Source organism: Pedococcus sp. P2_E5 (genome assembly GCF_056403895.1).
This window is the reverse complement of record NZ_JBFUEP010000015.1, coordinates 48,700-66,730: the sequence shown is the minus strand read 5'-3', so window position 1 is coordinate 66,730 and position 18,031 is coordinate 48,700. Positions and strand designations below refer to the sequence as shown.

The 18,031-nt window shown below is 70.3% G+C and carries 19 protein-coding genes; 12 read left to right on the top strand and 7 right to left on the bottom strand.

Features of this window, described 5'->3' with window-relative positions; genetic code table 11:
- Positions 1–67: 67 nt before the first annotated feature.
- From AC1DVZ_RS06995 to AC1DVZ_RS06955, 9 genes are all read left to right on the top strand, one after another.
- Entirely contained in the window at positions 68–964 is an 897-nt protein-coding gene (locus AC1DVZ_RS06995) for a Rossmann-like and DUF2520 domain-containing protein (protein ID WP_477617456.1), read from the top strand.
- Positions 965–1,021: 57 nt separating this feature from the next.
- Positions 1,022–1,933, top strand: a complete 912-nt coding sequence (gene panC, locus AC1DVZ_RS06990) for a pantoate--beta-alanine ligase (RefSeq protein ID WP_477617469.1) — start codon at positions 1,022–1,024, stop codon at positions 1,931–1,933.
- Between the two features lie 21 nt (positions 1,934–1,954).
- The gene (panD, locus tag AC1DVZ_RS06985; protein ID WP_477617455.1) at positions 1,955–2,380 is read left to right on the top strand and encodes an aspartate 1-decarboxylase; all 426 of its coding nucleotides are present in this window, start codon (positions 1,955–1,957) and stop codon (positions 2,378–2,380) included.
- Positions 2,373–4,103: an L-aspartate oxidase gene (locus AC1DVZ_RS06980; RefSeq protein ID WP_477617454.1), complete on the top strand. Its 1,731-nt coding sequence runs from the start codon at positions 2,373–2,375 to the stop codon at positions 4,101–4,103. The genes panD and AC1DVZ_RS06980 overlap by 8 nt, the downstream gene beginning before the upstream one ends.
- A complete protein-coding gene (gene nadC, locus AC1DVZ_RS06975; protein ID WP_477617453.1) occupies positions 4,100–5,011 on the top strand; it encodes a carboxylating nicotinate-nucleotide diphosphorylase in 912 nt (303 codons plus the stop codon). Before AC1DVZ_RS06980 ends, nadC begins: the two co-directional genes overlap by 4 nt.
- Positions 5,012–5,212: 201 nt before the next feature.
- Positions 5,213–6,670, top strand: a complete 1,458-nt coding sequence (gene lysS / locus AC1DVZ_RS06970; protein WP_477617468.1) for a lysine--tRNA ligase — start codon at positions 5,213–5,215, stop codon at positions 6,668–6,670.
- Positions 6,667–6,867: a hypothetical protein gene (locus AC1DVZ_RS06965; RefSeq protein ID WP_477617452.1), complete on the top strand. Its 201-nt coding sequence runs from the start codon at positions 6,667–6,669 to the stop codon at positions 6,865–6,867. Before lysS ends, AC1DVZ_RS06965 begins: the two co-directional genes overlap by 4 nt.
- 88 nt (positions 6,868–6,955) lie before the next feature.
- Complete coding sequence (locus tag AC1DVZ_RS06960) at positions 6,956–7,285, top strand: histone-like nucleoid-structuring protein Lsr2 (RefSeq protein WP_477617451.1); 330 nt, start codon at positions 6,956–6,958, stop codon at positions 7,283–7,285.
- 161 nt (positions 7,286–7,446) lie between these two features.
- Positions 7,447–7,875, top strand: a complete 429-nt coding sequence (locus AC1DVZ_RS06955; protein WP_477617450.1) for a (2Fe-2S)-binding protein — start codon at positions 7,447–7,449, stop codon at positions 7,873–7,875.
- On the opposite strand, the gene ligD (AC1DVZ_RS06950) is transcribed toward AC1DVZ_RS06955, so the two are convergent.
- Together ligD (AC1DVZ_RS06950) and ligD (AC1DVZ_RS06945) are read right to left on the bottom strand one after the other, a co-directional pair.
- A complete protein-coding gene (ligD, locus tag AC1DVZ_RS06950) occupies positions 7,872–8,753 on the bottom strand; it encodes a non-homologous end-joining DNA ligase (RefSeq protein ID WP_477617449.1) in 882 nt (293 codons plus the stop codon). The two genes, AC1DVZ_RS06955 and ligD (AC1DVZ_RS06950), sit on opposite strands and share 4 nt — an antisense overlap.
- The gene (gene ligD / locus AC1DVZ_RS06945; RefSeq protein WP_477617448.1) at positions 8,746–9,690 is read right to left on the bottom strand and encodes a non-homologous end-joining DNA ligase; all 945 of its coding nucleotides are present in this window, start codon (positions 9,688–9,690) and stop codon (positions 8,746–8,748) included. Before ligD (AC1DVZ_RS06945) ends, ligD (AC1DVZ_RS06950) begins: the two co-directional genes overlap by 8 nt.
- A gap of 65 nt (positions 9,691–9,755) precedes the next feature.
- Between ligD (AC1DVZ_RS06945) and ku the strand changes: the two genes are divergently transcribed.
- Both ku and AC1DVZ_RS06935 read left to right on the top strand, forming a co-directional pair.
- A complete protein-coding gene (gene ku / locus AC1DVZ_RS06940) occupies positions 9,756–10,622 on the top strand; it encodes a non-homologous end joining protein Ku (RefSeq protein WP_477617447.1) in 867 nt (288 codons plus the stop codon).
- Positions 10,623–10,655: 33 nt separating this feature from the next.
- Positions 10,656–11,483, top strand: a complete 828-nt coding sequence (locus AC1DVZ_RS06935) for an Fpg/Nei family DNA glycosylase (protein ID WP_477617446.1) — start codon at positions 10,656–10,658, stop codon at positions 11,481–11,483.
- A 25-nt stretch (positions 11,484–11,508) separates the two neighbouring features.
- Here the strand turns inward: AC1DVZ_RS06935 and AC1DVZ_RS06930 are convergent, their stop codons facing one another.
- From AC1DVZ_RS06930 to AC1DVZ_RS06910, 5 genes are read right to left on the bottom strand one after another with little or no spacing between them, the layout of a single operon-like run.
- Positions 11,509–12,624 carry a VWA domain-containing protein gene (locus tag AC1DVZ_RS06930; RefSeq protein ID WP_477617445.1) on the bottom strand — a complete coding sequence of 372 codons (1,116 nt, stop codon included), beginning with the start codon at positions 12,622–12,624 and terminating at the stop codon, positions 11,509–11,511.
- A 2-nt stretch (positions 12,625–12,626) separates the two neighbouring features.
- On the bottom strand, positions 12,627–13,613 hold the full coding sequence (locus AC1DVZ_RS06925; RefSeq protein ID WP_477617444.1) for a VWA domain-containing protein: 987 nt from the start codon (positions 13,611–13,613) through the stop codon (positions 12,627–12,629).
- Positions 13,610–14,551 (bottom strand): DUF58 domain-containing protein, encoded by a 942-nt coding sequence (locus tag AC1DVZ_RS06920; protein WP_477617443.1) that lies wholly within the window; start codon positions 14,549–14,551, stop codon positions 13,610–13,612. Before AC1DVZ_RS06920 ends, AC1DVZ_RS06925 begins: the two co-directional genes overlap by 4 nt.
- A complete protein-coding gene (locus AC1DVZ_RS06915; protein ID WP_477617442.1) occupies positions 14,530–15,573 on the bottom strand; it encodes an AAA family ATPase in 1,044 nt (347 codons plus the stop codon). The genes AC1DVZ_RS06920 and AC1DVZ_RS06915 overlap by 22 nt, the downstream gene beginning before the upstream one ends.
- A gap of 59 nt (positions 15,574–15,632) precedes the next feature.
- Positions 15,633–16,478 (bottom strand): S1C family serine protease, encoded by an 846-nt coding sequence (locus tag AC1DVZ_RS06910; protein WP_477617441.1) that lies wholly within the window; start codon positions 16,476–16,478, stop codon positions 15,633–15,635.
- Positions 16,479–16,701: 223 nt separating this feature from the next.
- On the opposite strand from AC1DVZ_RS06910, the gene paaK reads away from it, so the two are divergent.
- Complete coding sequence (gene paaK / locus AC1DVZ_RS06905; protein ID WP_477617440.1) at positions 16,702–17,979, top strand: phenylacetate--CoA ligase PaaK; 1,278 nt, start codon at positions 16,702–16,704, stop codon at positions 17,977–17,979.
- Positions 17,980–18,031 lie beyond the last annotated feature (52 nt).

Sequence of the window (18,031 nt, the reverse complement as noted above, 5' to 3'; positions counted from 1 at the left end):
TCGGCACTCGCCCAATCAACGCAGGAGCGCTGCGTCGAGCGCAGGGCCCCCGAGATAGGTTGGGCTGGTGACTTCGGCCGACGAGCGTCCCGCCCGACTCGACGTCGGTGTCGTCGGCGCCGGCCGCGTCGGAGCGGTCCTGGGGGCGGCCCTCCAGCGGGTCGGCCACCGTGTGGTCGCGGTCTCGGGCGTCAGCGAGCAGTCCCGGACGCGCGCGGCCCAGCTGCTGCCCGGCATACCCGTCGTCTCCCCGGAGGACGTGGTGCGGCGGTCCGAGCTCGTCCTCCTCGCGGTCCCCGACGACGCCCTGGCGGACCTCGTCGCGGGGCTTGCCGCGACCCGGACGTGGCAGGCGGGTCAGCTCGTCGCGCACACGTCCGGCCGACACGGGCTCGAGGTCTATGCGCCCGCCCTCGAGCAGCACGTCCTCGGGCTGGCCCTGCACCCGGCCATGACGTTCACGGGCACCGGGCTGGACCTCGAACGCCTGGTGGAGTGCTGCTTCGGCGTGACCGCTCCCGAGCCGCTGCGCCCGGTCGCCGAGGCCCTGGTCCTCGAGATCGGCGCCGAACCCGTCTGGATCGAGGAGTCCGCCCGACCGCTCTACCACGCGGCACTCGCGCACGGGGCCAACCACCTCGTCACCCTGATCGCGCAGTCGCTGCAGGCGTTGCGGGCAGCTGGGGTCGAGACGCCGGCGAGGGTCCTCGGCCCATTGGTGTCCGCTGCCCTCGACAACGCGTTGCGCGCGGGTGACGCTGCCCTCACCGGGCCCGTCGCGCGCGGTGATGCGGGTACCGTTGCCGAGCACCTGCGACAACTTCAGAGCCTCACCCCCGACATCCGATCCACCTACCTGGCCCTCGCGCGGGCCACCGCCGAACGAGCCCTGGCCAGCGGTCGGCTCAAGCCGCACGTGGCCGAACCCCTGTTGGACATCCTCGCGACCGACCAGGAGCGATAAGTGAGCGAACAGTCCGGTATGCCGTCCGCCTCCGCGGCTGCGGCACTCACCGATCCGATGCCTCCCGCGGGCGGCGACCCCGTGGTCGCCAGGACCCGCGACGAGCTGCGGACCGCCAGGCGCAAGCTCACGGACGGCGACGTCGCGGTGGTCATGACGATGGGCGCCCTGCACGAAGGGCACGCGACCCTCATCGAGACGGCTCGGCAGGCTGCCGCCCACGTGGTGGTCACGATCTTCCTCAACCCCCTGCAGTTCGGGCCGCGCGAGGACCTGTCGCGCTATCCGCGCACCTTCGACAACGACATGGAGATCTGCCGTCGAGCAGGGGTCGACCTGGTCTTCGCACCGACGCCCGACGTCATCTACCAGGACGGTGACCCCGCCGTACGCATCTCAGCAGGACCGTTGGGCAACGTGCTGGAGGGGCAGGCCCGCCCCGGCCACTTCGACGGGATGCTGACCGTCGTCGCCAAGCTCCTGCAGCTGACCAGCGCAGACTCCGCCTACTTCGGTCAGAAGGACGCCCAACAGCTGCTGCTGATCCGGAGGATGGTGCGCGACCTCGACTTCCCGGTGAAGGTCGTCTCGGTGCCCACCGTGCGTGAGTCCGACGGACTGGCGATGAGCAGCCGCAACACCTACCTCACCGACTCCGACCGGGAGACCGCGCTGTGCCTGTCCCAGGCACTGCGCGCCGGTGCCGCAGCGGCTGGCGAGGGACCCTCGGCGATCCGGCGAGCCGCGCGCACGGTCCTGGTGCGCGAGCCGTTGGCGCTGATCGACTACCTCGTCCTCGTGCATCCGTCGACCTTGGAGGACGTGCCCGAGTGGTACCGCGGTGAGGCCCTCCTCGCGGTCGCCGGACGAGTGGGCACCACGAGGCTCATCGACAACCTGCCGATCTCGGTCGGGCCCGGCGGCGGGGCGCTCGAGGTCTTCTCCGACGTCGACTCTGCCAGCGGCTGACGCGGACCGAGGAACGTGCCCATGCAGCGCTTCATGCTCTACGCCAAGATCCACCGGGCCACGGTGACCCAGGCGGACCTGCACTACGTCGGGTCGCTCACCATCGACCTCGACCTCATGGATGCCGCTGGCCTGCTGCCGGGAGAGCAGGTCGACGTGGTCGACGTGGACAACGGCAACCGCCTGACGACCTACGCCATAGCGGGGGAGCGAGGGACGGGCATCGTCTGCATCAACGGCGCGGCGGCGCGGCTCATCTCGCCGGGCGACACCGTGATCATCATCGCGTATGCCGCGATGGACGACCTCGAGGCGAGGTCCTTCGAACCCCAGGTCGTCTTCGTCGACAAGGACAACAAGATCGTCGAGATCGGCCACGACGGTGGGGACGTGCCCGAGGGCTTCGGGCTGAAGACCTCGGCCGTGACGCGGCGCCACCATGACTGACCCCACCGGGGCTGACACCACCCCGAGCGACAGCACGGTCCGTGACCAGCCGGGACCGAGCATCCCGCGCCGCCTCGTCGCGGGTCTGCCCGGCTGGACCACGTCGGCGGACGTCATCGTGGTGGGTTCGGGCATCGCCGGGCTCACGACCGCCCTGCGGCTGCGGCAGCGCGTGGACCGGGTGCTGCTGGTGACCAAGACGGTGCTCAACGAGGGGTCCACCCAGTGGGCCCAGGGCGGCATCGCAGCCGCGCTCGACCCGGGGGACTCACCCGAGGAGCACCTGCACGACACCCTGGTGGCGGGTTGCGGAGTCTGCGACGTCCCCGCGGTCACGGCCCTGGTCCACGAAGGCCCCGAGCGGGTCCGCGAGCTGGTCGCCCTCGGAGCCGAGTTCGACCTCGACGACGCGGGCGAGCTCAAGCTCACCCGCGAGGGCGGCCACCTCAAGGACCGGATCGCCCACGCGGGTGGCGACGCCACGGGCAAGGAGATCTCCCGGGCCCTCATCGCCGCCCTGCACCGTGTCAAGGACGACCCCGGCATCGAGGTCATCGAACACGCCCTGGTCGTGGACCTGCTGCAGGACGACGAGTCCCGCGTCTGTGGGGCCACCCTGCACGTCATCGGCGAGGGACAGATGGACGGCGTCGGAGCCGCCATGTCGCGCGCCGTCGTCCTGGCCACCGGCGGGCTGGGACAGGTCTACTCAGCGACGACCAACCCGTCGGTCGCCACCGGCGACGGCATGGCCGCGGCCCTGCGCGCCGGCGCCGTGATGGCGGATGTCGAGTTCGTCCAGTTCCACCCCACGGTGCTGTGGCTGGGGCCGGGGTCCAGCGGCCAGCAGCCACTCATCTCCGAGGCCGTGCGCGGCGAAGGAGCCTTCCTCGTCGACCGTGACGGGGTGCGGTTCATGCACGGACGTCACCCGCTGGCCGACCTGGCCCCGCGTGACGTGGTCTCGCGAGCCATCGTCGACCGGATGCAGGAGACGGGGGAGAACCACGTCTACCTCGACGCCCGCCACCTGGGGAACGAGTTCCTCGAGGAGCGCTTTCCCTCCATCGTCGCGCGCTGTCGCGAGCTCGGGTTCGACCCCGCGACCGAGCTGCTGCCGGTCGCCCCGGCACAGCACTACGCCAGCGGCGGCGTGCGCACCGACCTCGTCGGGCGCTCGTCCCTCGACGGCCTCTACGCCTGCGGCGAGGTGTCCTGCACCGGCGTCCACGGTGCCAACCGGCTCGCCTCCAACTCGCTGCTGGAAGGCCTGGTCTTTGCCCACCGCATCGCTGACGACATCAGCGAACGGTTGGCGTGGGGGGAGCTCCCTCAGGCGGTCCCGGCCGCGCCCACTKGTGAGGCCGCGCTGCTCGACGGCTCGGCCAGGGTGCAGGTGCAGGCCGCGATGACGGCGGGCTCCGGCGCGGTGCGGTCGGCCGCGTCCCTGGCGAGCACCGCGCTCGCCCTTCGCGACCTCGCGCTCGCCGCCACGTCCACGGAGTCGGGTCCGCAGTCGTGGGAGACGACCAACCTGCTCCACATCGGCCAGGTCCTCACCCTAGCGGCCTCGCTGCGCGAGGAGACCCGTGGCGGTCACGTCCGCAGCGACCACACCGAACAGGTCGATCCCCGCTGGCGCGGACACACCCTGGTCGTGCGAGGCGCCGACGGCACGCTCTCCACCACGTTCGAACTCGTTCCCGGACAGGACCTCGCATGACCGACCCACACTCCGCCGACCCGGCCGACCTCGCAGACCTGCGGTTCCCCGAGGTGCAGGCCCTGGCCGTCATCGGCATCGCCCTCGACGAGGACCTCGGGGGGGCGGACGGCGTCGACGTCACGACGACGGCCACCATCCCCGCCGACCAGGTGAGCACAGCGGACGTCGTGGCGCGCGAGGACGGCGTGCTGGCCGGCATACCCCTCATCGCCATGGTGTTCGACGAGGTGGCCGGGAGGATGGGCGCCGAGCCCCTGCGCATCACCACGAAGCACCGCGACGGCGACCTCGTCGGCAAGGGCGACGTGGTCGCCACGCTCACCGGCTCGACCCAGGTGACCCTGGTCGGCGAGCGAACCATGCTCAACCTCGTGTGCCGGCTCTCCGGCATCGCCACGAACACCCACGCCTGGGCGCAGCGGCTCGAAGGCACTGGCGCAACGGTCCTCGACACCCGCAAGACCACCCCGGGGCTGCGCGCCCTCGAGAAGTACGCCGTCCGCGCGGGTGGCGGCACCAACAAGCGCATGGGCCTGTTCGACGTGGCGATGATCAAGGACAACCACAAGCTCGCCGCCGGCTCACTCAGCAAGGCGTATGCCGCGGTGCTGGCGAGGTTCCCGGACGTCCCGATCCAGGTGGAGGTCACCACGACCGAGGAGGCGCTCGAGTCGGTCGAGGTAGGCGCGCGGTTCCTGTTGTGCGACAACATGTCTCCGCAGCGGCTGCGCGAGACGGTGCAGGCCGTGCGCGCGACCGGTGAGGACGTCGAGCTCGAGGCCACGGGCGGGCTCACGCTGCAGGTTGCGAGGGAGTACGCCGAGACGGGCGTCGACTACCTCAGCGTCGGCGGGCTGACCCACTCCTCGCCGATCCTCGACCTAGCCCTCGACCTCACCGACTGACCCCTCCCCGGCCGCGTTCTGGCGCCTGTTGGAAGCGAAACTTCCGGATATCCGGGCGTTTCGCTTCCAACAGAGGCGCCGTCGAGTCCGCCATGTGGGGCTCGGTATGCCGGTCGGTACCCTTTGCGGGTGAGCCAGACCCCCAGCGCGACCGACGCCACTGCCGTGGCGACCCAGCCCGACGCCGACCTCCCCGAGCAGATGAAGGTGCGTCGCGAGAAGCGGGACCGGTTGCTGGCGGAGGGAAAGCAGGCCTTCCCCGTCCACGTGCCACGCACCCACACCCTTGCCGAGGTCCGCGACCAGTGGGGTCACCTCGAGACCGGTGAGGAGACCCAGGACGTCGTGGGCGTCGCCGGCCGCGTCATCTTCATCCGCAACACCGGCAAGCTCGCGTTCGCGACCCTCCAGGAGGGCATCGGCACCCGGCTGCAGGTGATGCTCAGCCTCGCGGAGGTCGGCGAGGACGCCCTGGCTGAATGGAAGTCGACCGTCGACCTCGGCGACCACGTGTTCGTCGAGGGCCGGGTGATCTCCTCGCGCCGCGGCGAGCTGTCGGTCATGGCGACCCGGTGGGAGATGGCGTCCAAGGCGCTGCGCCCGCTGCCGGTCCTGCACAAGGACCTGTCGGAGGAGTCGCGGGTGCGCCAGCGCTATGCCGACCTCATCGTCCGGCAGGAGGCCCGCGACATGGTGCGCACCAAGGCCCGTGCGCTGTCCGCGATCCGCAACGTCCTCGAGGACCAGGGTTACCTCGAGGTCGAGACGCCCATCATCCAGCTCATCCACGGCGGGGCGGCGGCCCGGCCGTTCCGCACCCACATGAACGCCTTCGACCAGGAGATGACCCTGCGCATCGCGCTGGAGCTCAACCTCAAGAAGGCGGTCGTCGGGGGAGTCGACCGCGTCTACGAGATGGGCCGCATCTTCCGCAACGAGGGTGTCGACGCCACGCACAGCCCCGAGTTCACGATGCTCGAGGCCTACCAGGCCTATGGCGACCAGACGAGCATCGCCGCCCTCATGCGCGACGTCTTCCTCGGCGTCGCCGACGCGCTCGGCTCGCGCCAGGTCGAGACGGCTGCGGGCACGGTCGACCTCGACGGTGAGTGGCGCTGGCTGCCCGTCTACCAGGGGGTTTCCGAGGCGGTGGGCGAGACTGTCACCATCGACACCGACGCGGACACCCTGCGCGGGTATGCCGCGAAGCACGATGTCGACATCGACCCGGCCTGGGACAAGGACAAGGTGTTCCTCGAGCTGCTGGGCGAGCTGGTCGAGCCGGGGCTGCTGCAGCCGACGTTCCTGTGCGACTACCCGGCGGTCGCGCAGCCGCTGGCCCGCCCGCACCGCAGCGAGCCGGGGCTGATCGAGGCGTGGGACCTCATCATCGGCGGGGTCGAGCGCGGGACGGGTTTCTCCGAGCTCGTAGACCCGGTGGTGCAGCGCGAGGTGCTCACCGCCCAGTCGGTCAAGGCTGCCGGGGGCGATCCCGAGGCCATGCAGCTCGATGAGGACTTCCTGCGGGCCCTGGAGTACGGCGCGCCTCCGATGGGCGGCCTCGGCTTCGGAGTCGACCGTCTCGTCATGCTGTTCACCGACGCCAACATCCGCGAGACCATCCTGTTTCCGCACCTCAAGCCGGAGGTTTCCCGATGAGTGGCATCTGGCCGTACATCGCAGCGTTGATCCCGTCGGCCGGCGTCGGATTCCTCTTCTGGCTGGTCATCAAGAACATGATCGAGGGCGACCGCAAGGAACGACTGGCGCATTCTCAATGGGATGCGGCGCACGCTGAGGACGAGACTGCGAAGGACAATTCAGGGCATTCTTCGAATGGCGAGAAGATTTCCTGAGGGTCTTTCTCACCGCCATTTGAGAATGGGCTGACGTGGCCACTATCTTTGACGCACTCCCCATTCACACTTTCCGAGAGGAATCTCCATGGCCCAGCGCGTCAGCATTGTGCTCGAGGACGACATCGACGGTTCGGTTGCAGAGGAGACGGTGACCTTCGCCCTCGACGGCGTCACCTACGAGATCGACCTCAACGGCAAGAACGCCGCCGCTCTGCGCGATGCGCTGGCGCCGTACGTCGGCCACGCGCGGCGCTCGGCGGGCCGCCGCACCGCGGGTCGACCTGCCGGTGGCCGCGGGTCGGGAAAGCGCGACCTCGGTGACGTGCGCGAGTGGGCGCGCTCGAACGGGCACCAGGTCAGCGATCGCGGCCGTATTTCTGCCGAGGTCCAGGCGGCTTACGACAAGGCGCACTGACACTGGATATCCGCCAGGTCCCCGAAGGGACTCCGGTCCTTTCCTGGGACTGGCGGACAATTCTCGACGGTCAACGCAGCGGAGGCGATCCACTGCGCGAATGGCGTCGCCAGCTGACGATCTCGACCGGACGCCAGTACGCCACCGTCGTGCCGCCCTCAATGCCGTCGGCCTTTGTCCTGCAATGGACCCTCGAGGTGGCCGCCGAGGTCGGGGTGTATGCCGCGCGGCACCATTCCTGCGTCGTGCACCCCGAGGCCTCCGGCCTCAGCTTCGCGCTGCAACCGACCCAGCTCTACCCCGTCGCGGCGCAGTTCTCCACGCCCACCGTCACCCCTGCGCCGCTCGACGACCGGCTGGAAGCCGCCCGGGCGGCATACCGGGTGGCTGGACTGGAGCTGGCGCTGGGCTATCGGTCCGACGCCAAGCTCGGTGACCACACCCGGCGGGCGATGGTCGACGACGTGTGGGCGATGACGCTGGCCCGGGCCCGCGGCCAGCGCCCACCCCAGCGCGGCTCGTGCTGCTTCATCTACGTCCTGCCCGGCGTGCACGAGTGCTCGGGCTGTCCTCGGCTCGCCGGCGTCTAGTCCAAGAGGTCGGCGAGCAGGTCGCCGTCGGACTCGAGCCGTTCGAGCACCTCGTCGAACATCAGCTGCTCGAACTTCGCGCCCCCGGCTCCTGCCTCGACCTCGTCCCACGACCGGGGCGCGGCGACCGTCGGTGTCTCCTTGCCGCGCATCGAGTAGGGGCTGACGGTCGTCTTGGCCGCGACGTTCTGGCTCCAGTCGAGGAAGATCTTGCCCGGCCGCAGCGACTTGGTCATCTTCCAGACGATCAGGTCGGGGTGCTTCTTGGTGAGCTCCTGGGCCAGCTGCATGGCGAGGTCGCGGGTCTGGTCGGAGCTGAGGTCGCCCGGCAGCCCTGCGTAGAGCTGCATGCCCTTGCTGCCGCTGGTGACCGGGAAGAGGTCGAGGCCAAGGGCGCCGAGCCGGTCGCGCACCATGACGGCGACCTGGGCGCACTCGCGCAGCCCGGCCGGTGAGCCCGGGTCGAGGTCGATGACGAGCCGGTCGGGGTGCTGCCGCTCGCCGCCGGCCACCCTCCACTGCGGGATGTGCAGCTCGATCGAGTTGAGGTTGACCAGGTAGGTCAGCTGGGCCAGGTCCTCGACCATCGGGTAGGTCACCGTGTCGATGGTGACCCGGGGCAGCCACGACGGCGCCCCGGACGGCAGGTTCTTCTCGAAGAAGCTCTGGTCGCCGGTCCCGTGCGGCCAGCGAACTCGTGTCAGCGCCCGGTCGGCCAGGTGGGGGAGGATCACGTCCGCCACCTGGGCGTAGTAGTTCAGCACCTCGCCCTTGGTCGTCTCGGTCGACGGGAACAGCAGCTTGTCGAGGCTGGTGAGCTTGAGGGTGCGGCCGGCCACCTCGACGCGCGTGGCCTGCGGGACGTAGCGCTCAGGCATCGCCCATCTCCTGCAGGTCCTCGGGCGTCAGGTCCGCGCGGATGCCGAGGTATGCCGGCTGGCGCAGCCTGCCGTCGCGGGTCACCTCCAGGGTCCGAGCCTCCACCACCACGACCGGGTCGACCCAGGTCGCCCCGACGCTGTCGATGCGGGGGACCTCGTCGCTGAAGGGCGAGTCCGGGCGGGTGTGCTTGGCGAGGGCGTCGGCGAGCTGGGTGGCCGCGCGACCGGCGATACCGCTGCCCATCCGCCCCGCGAACCGCCATCCGCCGCTGCCGTCGGGGACCCCGAGCAGGACTGCCCCGAGCCGTCCCGAGTCGTTGGTCTTCTCCGCTCGCCAGCCGCCGACGACGGCGGACAGGGTGGCCCGGTGCGGTGACTTGAGCCAGTCGGTCGAGCGCCGGCCGGGGAGGTAGGGCGCGGAGAGGCGCTTGCTCACCACCCCTTCGAGGCCCTGCTCGAGGGTTGCGGCGAAGAGCTCCCGGCCGTCCTCGTAGACCGGTGGAACCTGCCAGTGCCGGCCCGAGAGGTCGAGGCGTTCCAAGAGGTCGCGCCGGGCCGACAACGGTTGTGCTGTGAGGTCGGAGCCATAGAGCCGCAGCAGGTCGAAGACCATGAAGGTGACCGGCCGCACCGTCGCCAGCCGCTCGGCCTTGCGGCGGTCGCGCACGTGCATCCGGTCGGCCAACGCCCCGAACGAGGGTCGGCCCCCTTCGAGGGCAACGACCTCGCCGTCCAGCAGCATGTCGTCGTAGGCGGTCGCGAGGTCGGCCAGCTCGGGGTAGCTGGCGGTCACGTCGTTGCCGATGCGCGACGTCAGCGTGAGCGCCCCGTCGCGCACGTCCGCGAGCACGCGCATTCCGTCCCATTTCACCTCGTGGATCCAGTCGTCCCCGTCGGGGATGCCGGTGGCGGGACTGGCCAGCATGGGGCGCATGGGGCCATCCTGACGCATAGGCTGGTTTCCACGTGGCCAGACAAACAGAGGGAGGACCAGCGAGCATGCGAGCGATCTGGAAGGGCGCGGTGTCCTTCGGCCTGGTGAACGTGCCGATCCGTCTCTACTCCGCCACCGAGAACCATGACGTGCAGTTCCGGCAGGTGCACCGCGAGGACGGCGGCCGGATCAAGTACCAGCGCATCTGCAGCATCGACGGCGAGATCGTGTCCTACGACGACATCGCCAAGGGGTACGAGACCGAGGACGGCGAGATGGTCGTCCTCACCGACGAGGACTTCAAGGACCTGCCGGCGACGAGCAGCAAGGAGATCTCGGTCGAGAAGTTCGTCCCCGCCGAACAGATCGACCCGATGCTCTACGACAAGTCCTACTACCTCGAGCCCGACAAGGCCTCGACGAAGCCGTACATCCTGCTGCGTGACGCGCTCGAGAAGGAGAACCGCGTCGCGGTCGTGACGGTGTCGATCCGCACGCGCATGACGATGGCGGTGCTGCGCGTCCACGAGGGCGTGATCCTGATGCAGACCATGTTGTGGCCGGACGAGATCCGCAAGCCGGACTTCGCGACGCTCGACGACGAGGGCAAGGCCACCAAGCAGGAGCTGGCCATGGCAGACCTGCTCATCGAGCAGCTGGCGGGGGACTACCAGCCCGACGACTACGAGGACGACTACGCCGCGGCGCTGCAGTCGCTCGTCAAGGCCAAGGTCGAAGGCGGCGAGGTCCAGTTCGCGCCCGAGTCCAAGGACGAGTCGGGCGAGGTCGTCGACCTGCTCGCCGCCCTCAAGAAGTCCGTCGACAAGGCCAAGGCCTCGCGCGGGGAGTCCACCGCCGACACGAAGAAGCCGGCCGCCAGGACCGCCACCAAGAAGACGGCGGCCAAGAAGGCCGCCAAGAAGGCCAGCTGACGCCCACGTCGGCTGGCAGGCCATGATGGGCCCATGCCCGAAGGCCACACCCTGTTCGCACTCGCACGTGACCTCGACGCGGCATACCGAGGAACGCAGCCGACGGTGAGCAGCCCGCAGGGGAAGTTCGCGGCCGGCGCCGCGCTGCTGTCCGGACGCACCTTCGTCCACGCGACCTCGTGGGGCAAGCACCTGTTCGCCGAGTTCGAGGAGGACGCGTGGCTGCACGTGCACCTGGGCCTCATCGGGACCTTCACCATCGACGACCGCCCGTATGCCGGCGAGATGCCCGTGGTGGGCCAGGTCCGGTTGCGGTTGGCCACCGACGAGCACGTCGCCGACCTCCGTGGCCCCAACCTGTGTGCCGTGATCACACCCGACCTGGTGGAGGCGGTGATGGCGCGCCTCGGCCCGGATCCCCTTCACCCGGAACCAGATCCGGAGATCGCCTGGCGCAAGCTCTCCCGCAGCAGCAAGGCGATCGGCGAGCTGCTGATGGACCAGTCAGTGTTGGCCGGCATCGGCAACGTCTACCGCAGCGAGGTGCTGTTCCGTCAGCGGGTCGATCCCTTCCGGCCGGGCAAGGAGATCCGCCGCACGACGTGGGACGCGATCTGGCTCGACCTCGTCGACCTGCTGCCCCTGGGGGTGGCCACCGGCAAGATCGTGACCGTGGCGGAGCAGGTGGACGAGATCCGGGCCGAGCTCGCGGCGGGCGAGGTCGACCGGCTTGCGGAGCGGACGTCCTACGTCTACCGCCGTCAGGGTGAGCCGTGCCGGGTCTGCGGTTCGCGGATCCGCACCCGGGTGGTGGCCGGCCGCAACCTGTTCTGGTGCGGCCGCTGCCAACGCCGCCGCTAGCCGTTCGTCCGGAGGATCCGGGTCGTCACTGCGGGTGGGCGGTCCAGCGTCCGGCCAGCCAGAGCCCGAGCAACAGCAGCAGCGCCGCGAGCCCGGCAAAGGCGACGCTGATCTCGACGTTGCGCTCCTGCAGGTCGACGTGCTTGGGCAGGTCGTTCAGGACCCCTTGCAGCTGGTCGGCGTCGCTCGCCTTGAAGTACTCCCCACCGGTCGTCCGCGCGACCGTCTGCAGCGCGTCCTCGTCCACGACGAGGAAGTTGCGTCCTCCCGGCCCGAGGCCGCCGCCGAAGCCACCGGGAGGACCGTCGAACAGCCCTCCCCCGAGCTGGTCGCGGGTGCAGACCATCTGGGTCGGCTCGGTGGTGCCGAAGCCGATCGGGTAGACCCGCACCCCGCGGGCCGCTGCCTGCACGGCCGCGTCCTGCGGCGTCACTCCGCGAGTGTTGGCGCCGTCGGTCAGCAGGACGACGATCTCGGGAACGGTCTTGGCCCGCTCCACCTCCGGTGATCCCGGAGGGATGGCTCCCGGAGTTGGTGTCGGAGTCAGTGCGTCGGGTCCGTCGACGCCGGCGTCACCCGTGCCGACAGGGGTGACGGCGGGGTTGATCTCGGCGATCGCGTCGATCGACTTGAGGATCGCCGCGCCGATGGTGGTGCCCCTTCCGGTGGTCAGCCCGTCGACGGCGTGGAGGAGGTCGTCGTGGTTGGTCGTCGGCGCGACAGCCACCTGGGCGAACCCCGAGAAGACCACCAGCCCGATCCGGGTGCGTCCGTCCTGGTTGTCGATGAAGTCACGCACCGCTTCCTGAGCTGCCGCAAGGCGATTCGGGGTGACATCCGTTGCGCACATCGATCCCGACACGTCGACGGCGAGGATCACGGCGGAGCTCGAGATCGGCACCTGCGCGCGCACTTGCGGACGGCCCGCCGCGAGACCGAGCAGGGCCAGGCTGAGGAGCACGAGGGCAAGCGGCACGTGGCGGCGCCACACCCGCTGGCGGGGCAGCGCCGCGCGGATCAGGGCGACGTTGGAGAACTGGACGGCCACGCGGCGGCGTCGCCGCAGCTGCCAGAGGTATGCCGCGACGAGGACCGGGACGGTCAGCAGCCCGAGCAGGGCGCCGGGGAGGGCGAAGGACATGGTTAGACCACCCGTCCCGAGCGGACGACGGAGACGCCTGCCCCGAGCAGGAGGAGGACGGCCGCGGCGGCCGCGAACCAGGACGTGATCTCACGACGCTCGGTCCGTGCGGTCCAGGTGAGGTTGATCGAGCTGTAGACCTTGCCCAGGGCGGCCGTGTCGCTCGCGGCGTAGTAGGTGCCGTCGGTGGTATCGGCGATCTGCTTGAGGGTGGCCTCGTCGAGGCGGGTCGAGATCTGGAAGCCGTCGACCTCCAGGACCGTGCCCCGGGGACTGCCGAGCCCGATCGGGAAGATCCGCACACCTGCGGTGGAAGCGAGCTCGGCCAGGACGAGTGGATCGGGTTCGGTGGTGTTCTCGCCGTCGGACAGCAGCACCACGGCAGCCGAGCCGTAGTAGCCGATGTCGTCGCCCCCAGCAGTGCCGTCCTGGCCTGTCTCGTCCACGCTGATCGGCTTGCCCGCTATCGCGCTGATGGCCGAGACGATGCCGCGCCCCAGAGCCGTGCCGCCCTGGGGCGCCAGCCGGTCGATGGCGGCCAGTACCTCGTTGCGGTCGTTGGTCGGCTGCTGCGAGATGACTGCCGAGTCCCCGAAGGCCACGACGCCCAGGCGGATCGACGCCGGCTGCTTGGCCACGAAGGTGCGGGCCGCGGCCTTGGCCGCGTCGAGCCGCGTCGGCGCGAGGTCCTTGGCGGCCATGCTCGTCGACACGTCGAAGGCCAGGATGACGGTGCCCTCGCGTCGTGGCTCGGCCACCGTCGCCGAAGGACGGGCGAGCGAGGCGAGCAGCAGCGTCAGCGCGGTGAGCAGGAGCAGGGGTGCGACGTGACGCCACCGGTCGGGGCGCCCCGCAGCGGAAGCGACCAGCCCCTCGGCCGCCAGGTGCGCGCGACGCTCGTCGCGGCGGCGCTGCTGGGCCCGGTACGCGATCACCAGGAGGGGGACCGCGACGAGGGACAGCAACAGCATCGGCCACTCGAAGGTCACCTCCGCCGCCGCCTTCGCAGCTCGGAGATCCGGGCCAGCGCCCTGACCAGGTCGTCGTCCGTGGCGACAGGGTGGATCTCGGTGCCCGACCGACGTGCTGCCGCAACCAGGGCGTCCTGCCGCTCGGCCGCCGCAGCGGCAAGCCGCTCCCGGAAGACCGGGTCGTTGGTGTCGACGAAGATCTGTTCGCCCGTCTCGGCATCCTCGACGTAGACCATCCCCACCGCGGGGAGCTCGGACTCCCGCGGGTCGACCACCTGGATGGCCACCACGTCATGGCGTCGCGCCAGCAGTGACAACGGCTGCTCCCAGCCCGGTTGGGTGATGAAGTCGGAGACGATGACCAGCAACGAGCGGCGACGAGCCAGCCCGAGCGCCGCACGCAGCAGTCGGGAGAGGTCCGTGGTGTCCTTCGACCGGACGCCGGGCGGCGGCCGCAGCAGGGCCTGGCTGATACGGAGCACCTGGTTGCGACCCTGCCCCGGAGGGATCGTCTCGATGCTCCCGTCGAACAACGCCGCACCGATGCGGTTGCCACCGCGCGCCAGGATGTGCGCGATCGTCGTGGCGATCTCGGCCAGTACCAACGACTTCTGGCGATCCACCGGTCCGAAGCCCATCGAGGCCGACCGGTCCAGCAGGAGCCATGCCGTGACCTCACGGTCCTCGACGTACTCACGGACGTAGGGCGTGTCCATGCGGGCGGTGACGTTCCAGTCGATGTGCCTCAGGTCGTCACCCGGCTCGTACTCGCGCAGGTCGGTGAAGTCCACACCCGTGCCGCGGAACAGCGTCCGGTAGTCGCCCTGGAGTCGCCCGTCGAGACGACGCACGACGCGCCACTCGAGCCGCCGGAGCAGGCGCTCGGCGGTCAACGGTCCCGAGGCGGCTGGCCCGGGGGCCACCGGCTCTGGGGTCAGCGGGGTCCGGCGGCCCATGGCGCCTCGGAGGTGGGTTGGGGCTGCTGGCGGCGTTCGCGCAGGGGCACGTCCGGCATCGTCACCGCGTCCAGGATCGGGCCGAGCAGGTCGTCCGCCGCGATGCCCTCGGCGAGGGCCTCGTAGGACAGCACCAGCCGATGGCGCATCACGTCGCGTGCCAGGTCGCGCACGTCCTGGGGGCGGGCGAAGTCGCGACCCCGGAGGAAGGCCAGCGCCTTGCCCGCGAGTACCAGGTTGATCGACGCGCGAGGGCTCGCACCGAACGACAGGTAGCGCGCCAGGTCGGGCAGACCCACTGCTCCGGGTGAGCGGGTCGCGCCGACCAGCCGCACGGCATACTCGATCACGGCGGGGTCRACGTAGACGGCGTCGGCCCGCTTCTGGAACTCCACCAGCTGTCCCGGCTCGAGCACTCGCTGGGCCGCCTCGAAGGTCGTCGTCATCCGCTCGACCACGACGAACTCCTCTGAGGCGGTGGGGTATCCGACGAGAGCCTTGAGCATGAACCGGTCCACCTGCGCCTCGGGCAGCGCATAGGTCCCCTCGGACTCGATGGGGTTCTGGGTCGCCATGACGAGGAACGGGTCCGGCGCCTTGAACGTCTCCCGCCCGATGGTGACCTGGCGCTCCTGCATGACCTCGAGCAGCGCGCTCTGCACCTTGGCGGGCGCGCGGTTGATCTCGTCGGCCAGCACGAGGTTGGCGAAGACGGGGCCCAGCGAGACCTGGAACTCCCCGTCCCTCTGGTTGTAGATGCGGGTGCCGATGACGTCGGCGGGGACGAGGTCGGGGGTGAACTGGATCCGCTGGAACTCGCCCCCGATGGCCTGGGCGAGCGTCTTGATCGCCATCGTCTTGGCCAGCCCCGGCACGCCCTCGACGAGCAGGTGGCCGCGAGCCAGCAGCGCGACGAGCATGCGCTCGAGGAGGACGTCCTGACCGACGATGGTCTTCTTCACCTCGTAGAGCGCCTGCTCGAGCGGGTGCTGCCGGCCGAGTTCGGGGTGGTGCGGATCCATGCGCTCTCCTCGGGTGCGATCCGCCACTGAGGCGGGTTACTACGGCGGGCTTTGCGTGGCTACTGCGGTGGGCTTCCGGCGATGCCGCCGGCGGTGGCGATGGGCACGGCGAAACCGATGCCGACGAAGAAGTTCTGTTGCGACGGGTTGGCAAGACCGGTGACGATGCCGACCACCTGTCCCGCCTTGTTGAGCAGGGGGCCGCCCGAGTTGCCGGGGTTCACGGCGGCGTCGAACTGGATGAGGCCCTTGAGCGTCTCGTCGGCGTCCACCTCGATCGTCCGGTCCAGCGCCGAGACCACTCCGGCCGACAGGGATCCCTTGAGGCCCAAGGGATGACCGAGCGCGAACACCGGGTCGCCCACCTGTGCACCGCCGCCCAGCACCGCGGGGACGACCACCTGGGGGAGCTCCTCCGGGGTGAGGACCGCGATGTCGGTCGCGGGGTCCTGCTCCTCGACCTTCGCGCTCGACGAGGTGCCGTCCGAGAAGGTCACCTCGATGCTCTTCGCCCCCTCGACCACGTGCAGGGCGGTGAGAACGGCGCCCGCGGCGCTGACGACGACACCCGCGCCACCGCCGCTCTCGGCACCGTTGCTGCCGTTGCGCTCCGTGGCGATCGTGACGAGTGACGGCAACGCCACCCGGTATGCCGCGGCCGCGTCAGGAGGTGCCTTGGCGGCGTCCTCCTTGGCCTTGGCGATGCCGTCCTGGACCGCCTTGTCCACATCGGTGGCAGTGATCGGTGCGGTGTCGGGTCCCCATGTCACCGCGACTGCGGCCACGGAGAGGAGGGCCACCACGGTCGCCGCGAGCAGCCACCGCCGCGGGGGGACGCGTCTGCGCACGCGCGGGGGTTCGTCGACCACCTCTCGAGGTGGCTCGACGACCAGAGGCGAGCCCACCCGGTCCACCTTTGGCAGCGTACGTCCGATCCCCGCGCGGCGATACGTAAGTCGGGGATTCACGGCCAACTCTCAGGTTCGGCACGGGGACGCCCCGTCCGAGGACACGACACGCCGCCGTCCGGCGAGCTGCAGGCCTGGGTGCGCGGCGTGTCGTGTCCTCGGTGCAGGCTGGACGACGCGGCATACCTCGCGCCGGTGAAGCGGTCGTAGATTGCCGGGCATGGACAACGTCGTCTCCACGGTCGATGAGCTGCGCGCGCTCCAGCTGGACCGGATGCGCTGGAGCCTGGCCCACGCCTACGGGAACGTGCCCCACTACCGGGCCGCCTTCGACGCGGCGGGGGTGCGACCCGAGGACCTGCACGAGCTGGCCGACCTGGCGCGGTTCCCGTTCACGGCCAAGGCGGACCTGCGCGACAACTACCCCTTCGGGATGTTCGCGGTGCCGCGCGAGCAGGTCGTGCGGGTGCACGCCTCGAGCGGCACGACAGGAAAGCCGACCGTCGTGGGCTACACCCGCGACGACATCGACATGTGGGCGGAGGTGATGGCGCGGTCGATCGAGGCCGCCGGCGGGCGCCCGGGCGACCTGCTGCACGTCGTCTACGGCTACGGGCTGTTCACCGGTGGGCTGGGCGCGCACTACGGAGCCGAGCGGCTGGGCTGCACGGTGGTGCCCGTCAGCGGTGGCATGACCGAACGTCAGGTCCAGCTGATCCAGGACTTCCAGCCGCGGGTCGTCATGGTCACGCCTTCCTACTTCCTGGCCATCCTCGACGAGATGGACAGGCAGGGGATCGATCCCAGGCAGACCTCGCTCGAGATCGGGATCTTCGGGGCCGAGCCGTGGACCGAGCAGATGCGCGAGGAGGTCCAGCGACGCAGCAACATCCGGGCGGTCGACATCTACGGACTCTCCGAGGTCATCGGGCCGGGGGTGTCGCAGGAGTCGGGGCTGACCCAGGACGGCCTGCACATCTGGGAGGACCACTTCTACCCCGAGGTCGTCGACCCTGTGACGGGCGAGGTGCTTCCCGACGGGCAGGATGGTGAGCTGGTCTTCACGTCGCTGACCAAGCAGGCGATGCCGGTGGTGCGTTACCGGACCCGGGACCTGACCACGTTGCTGCCCGGCACGGCCTACCCCCAGTTCCGGCGGATGGCCAAGATCACCGGTCGCAGCGACGACATGATGATCGTGCGCGGGGTCAACGTGTTCCCCTCCCAGATCGAGGAGCACCTGCTCACCGTCGACGGCCTGACGCCGCACTACCTGTGCGTGCTGACCCGGCCCGGTCGGATGGACGAGCTCACGGTGCAGGTGGAGGCGGCGTCCGACACCTCCACGGAGGACGACCGTGCCCGGATGGCCCGCGACCTGCAGAAGCGGGTCAAGGACCGGGTCGGCGTGACGATCCGCGTCGACGTGCTCGCGCCGCACGCCCTCGAGCGGTCGCTCGGCAAGGCGAAGCGGATCAGCGACCAACGCCCGCGCTGAGAAGGCGCCGCCGAGGGTTGCGGCGGGCCGGACGCCGGGCGTTCGCCGACAG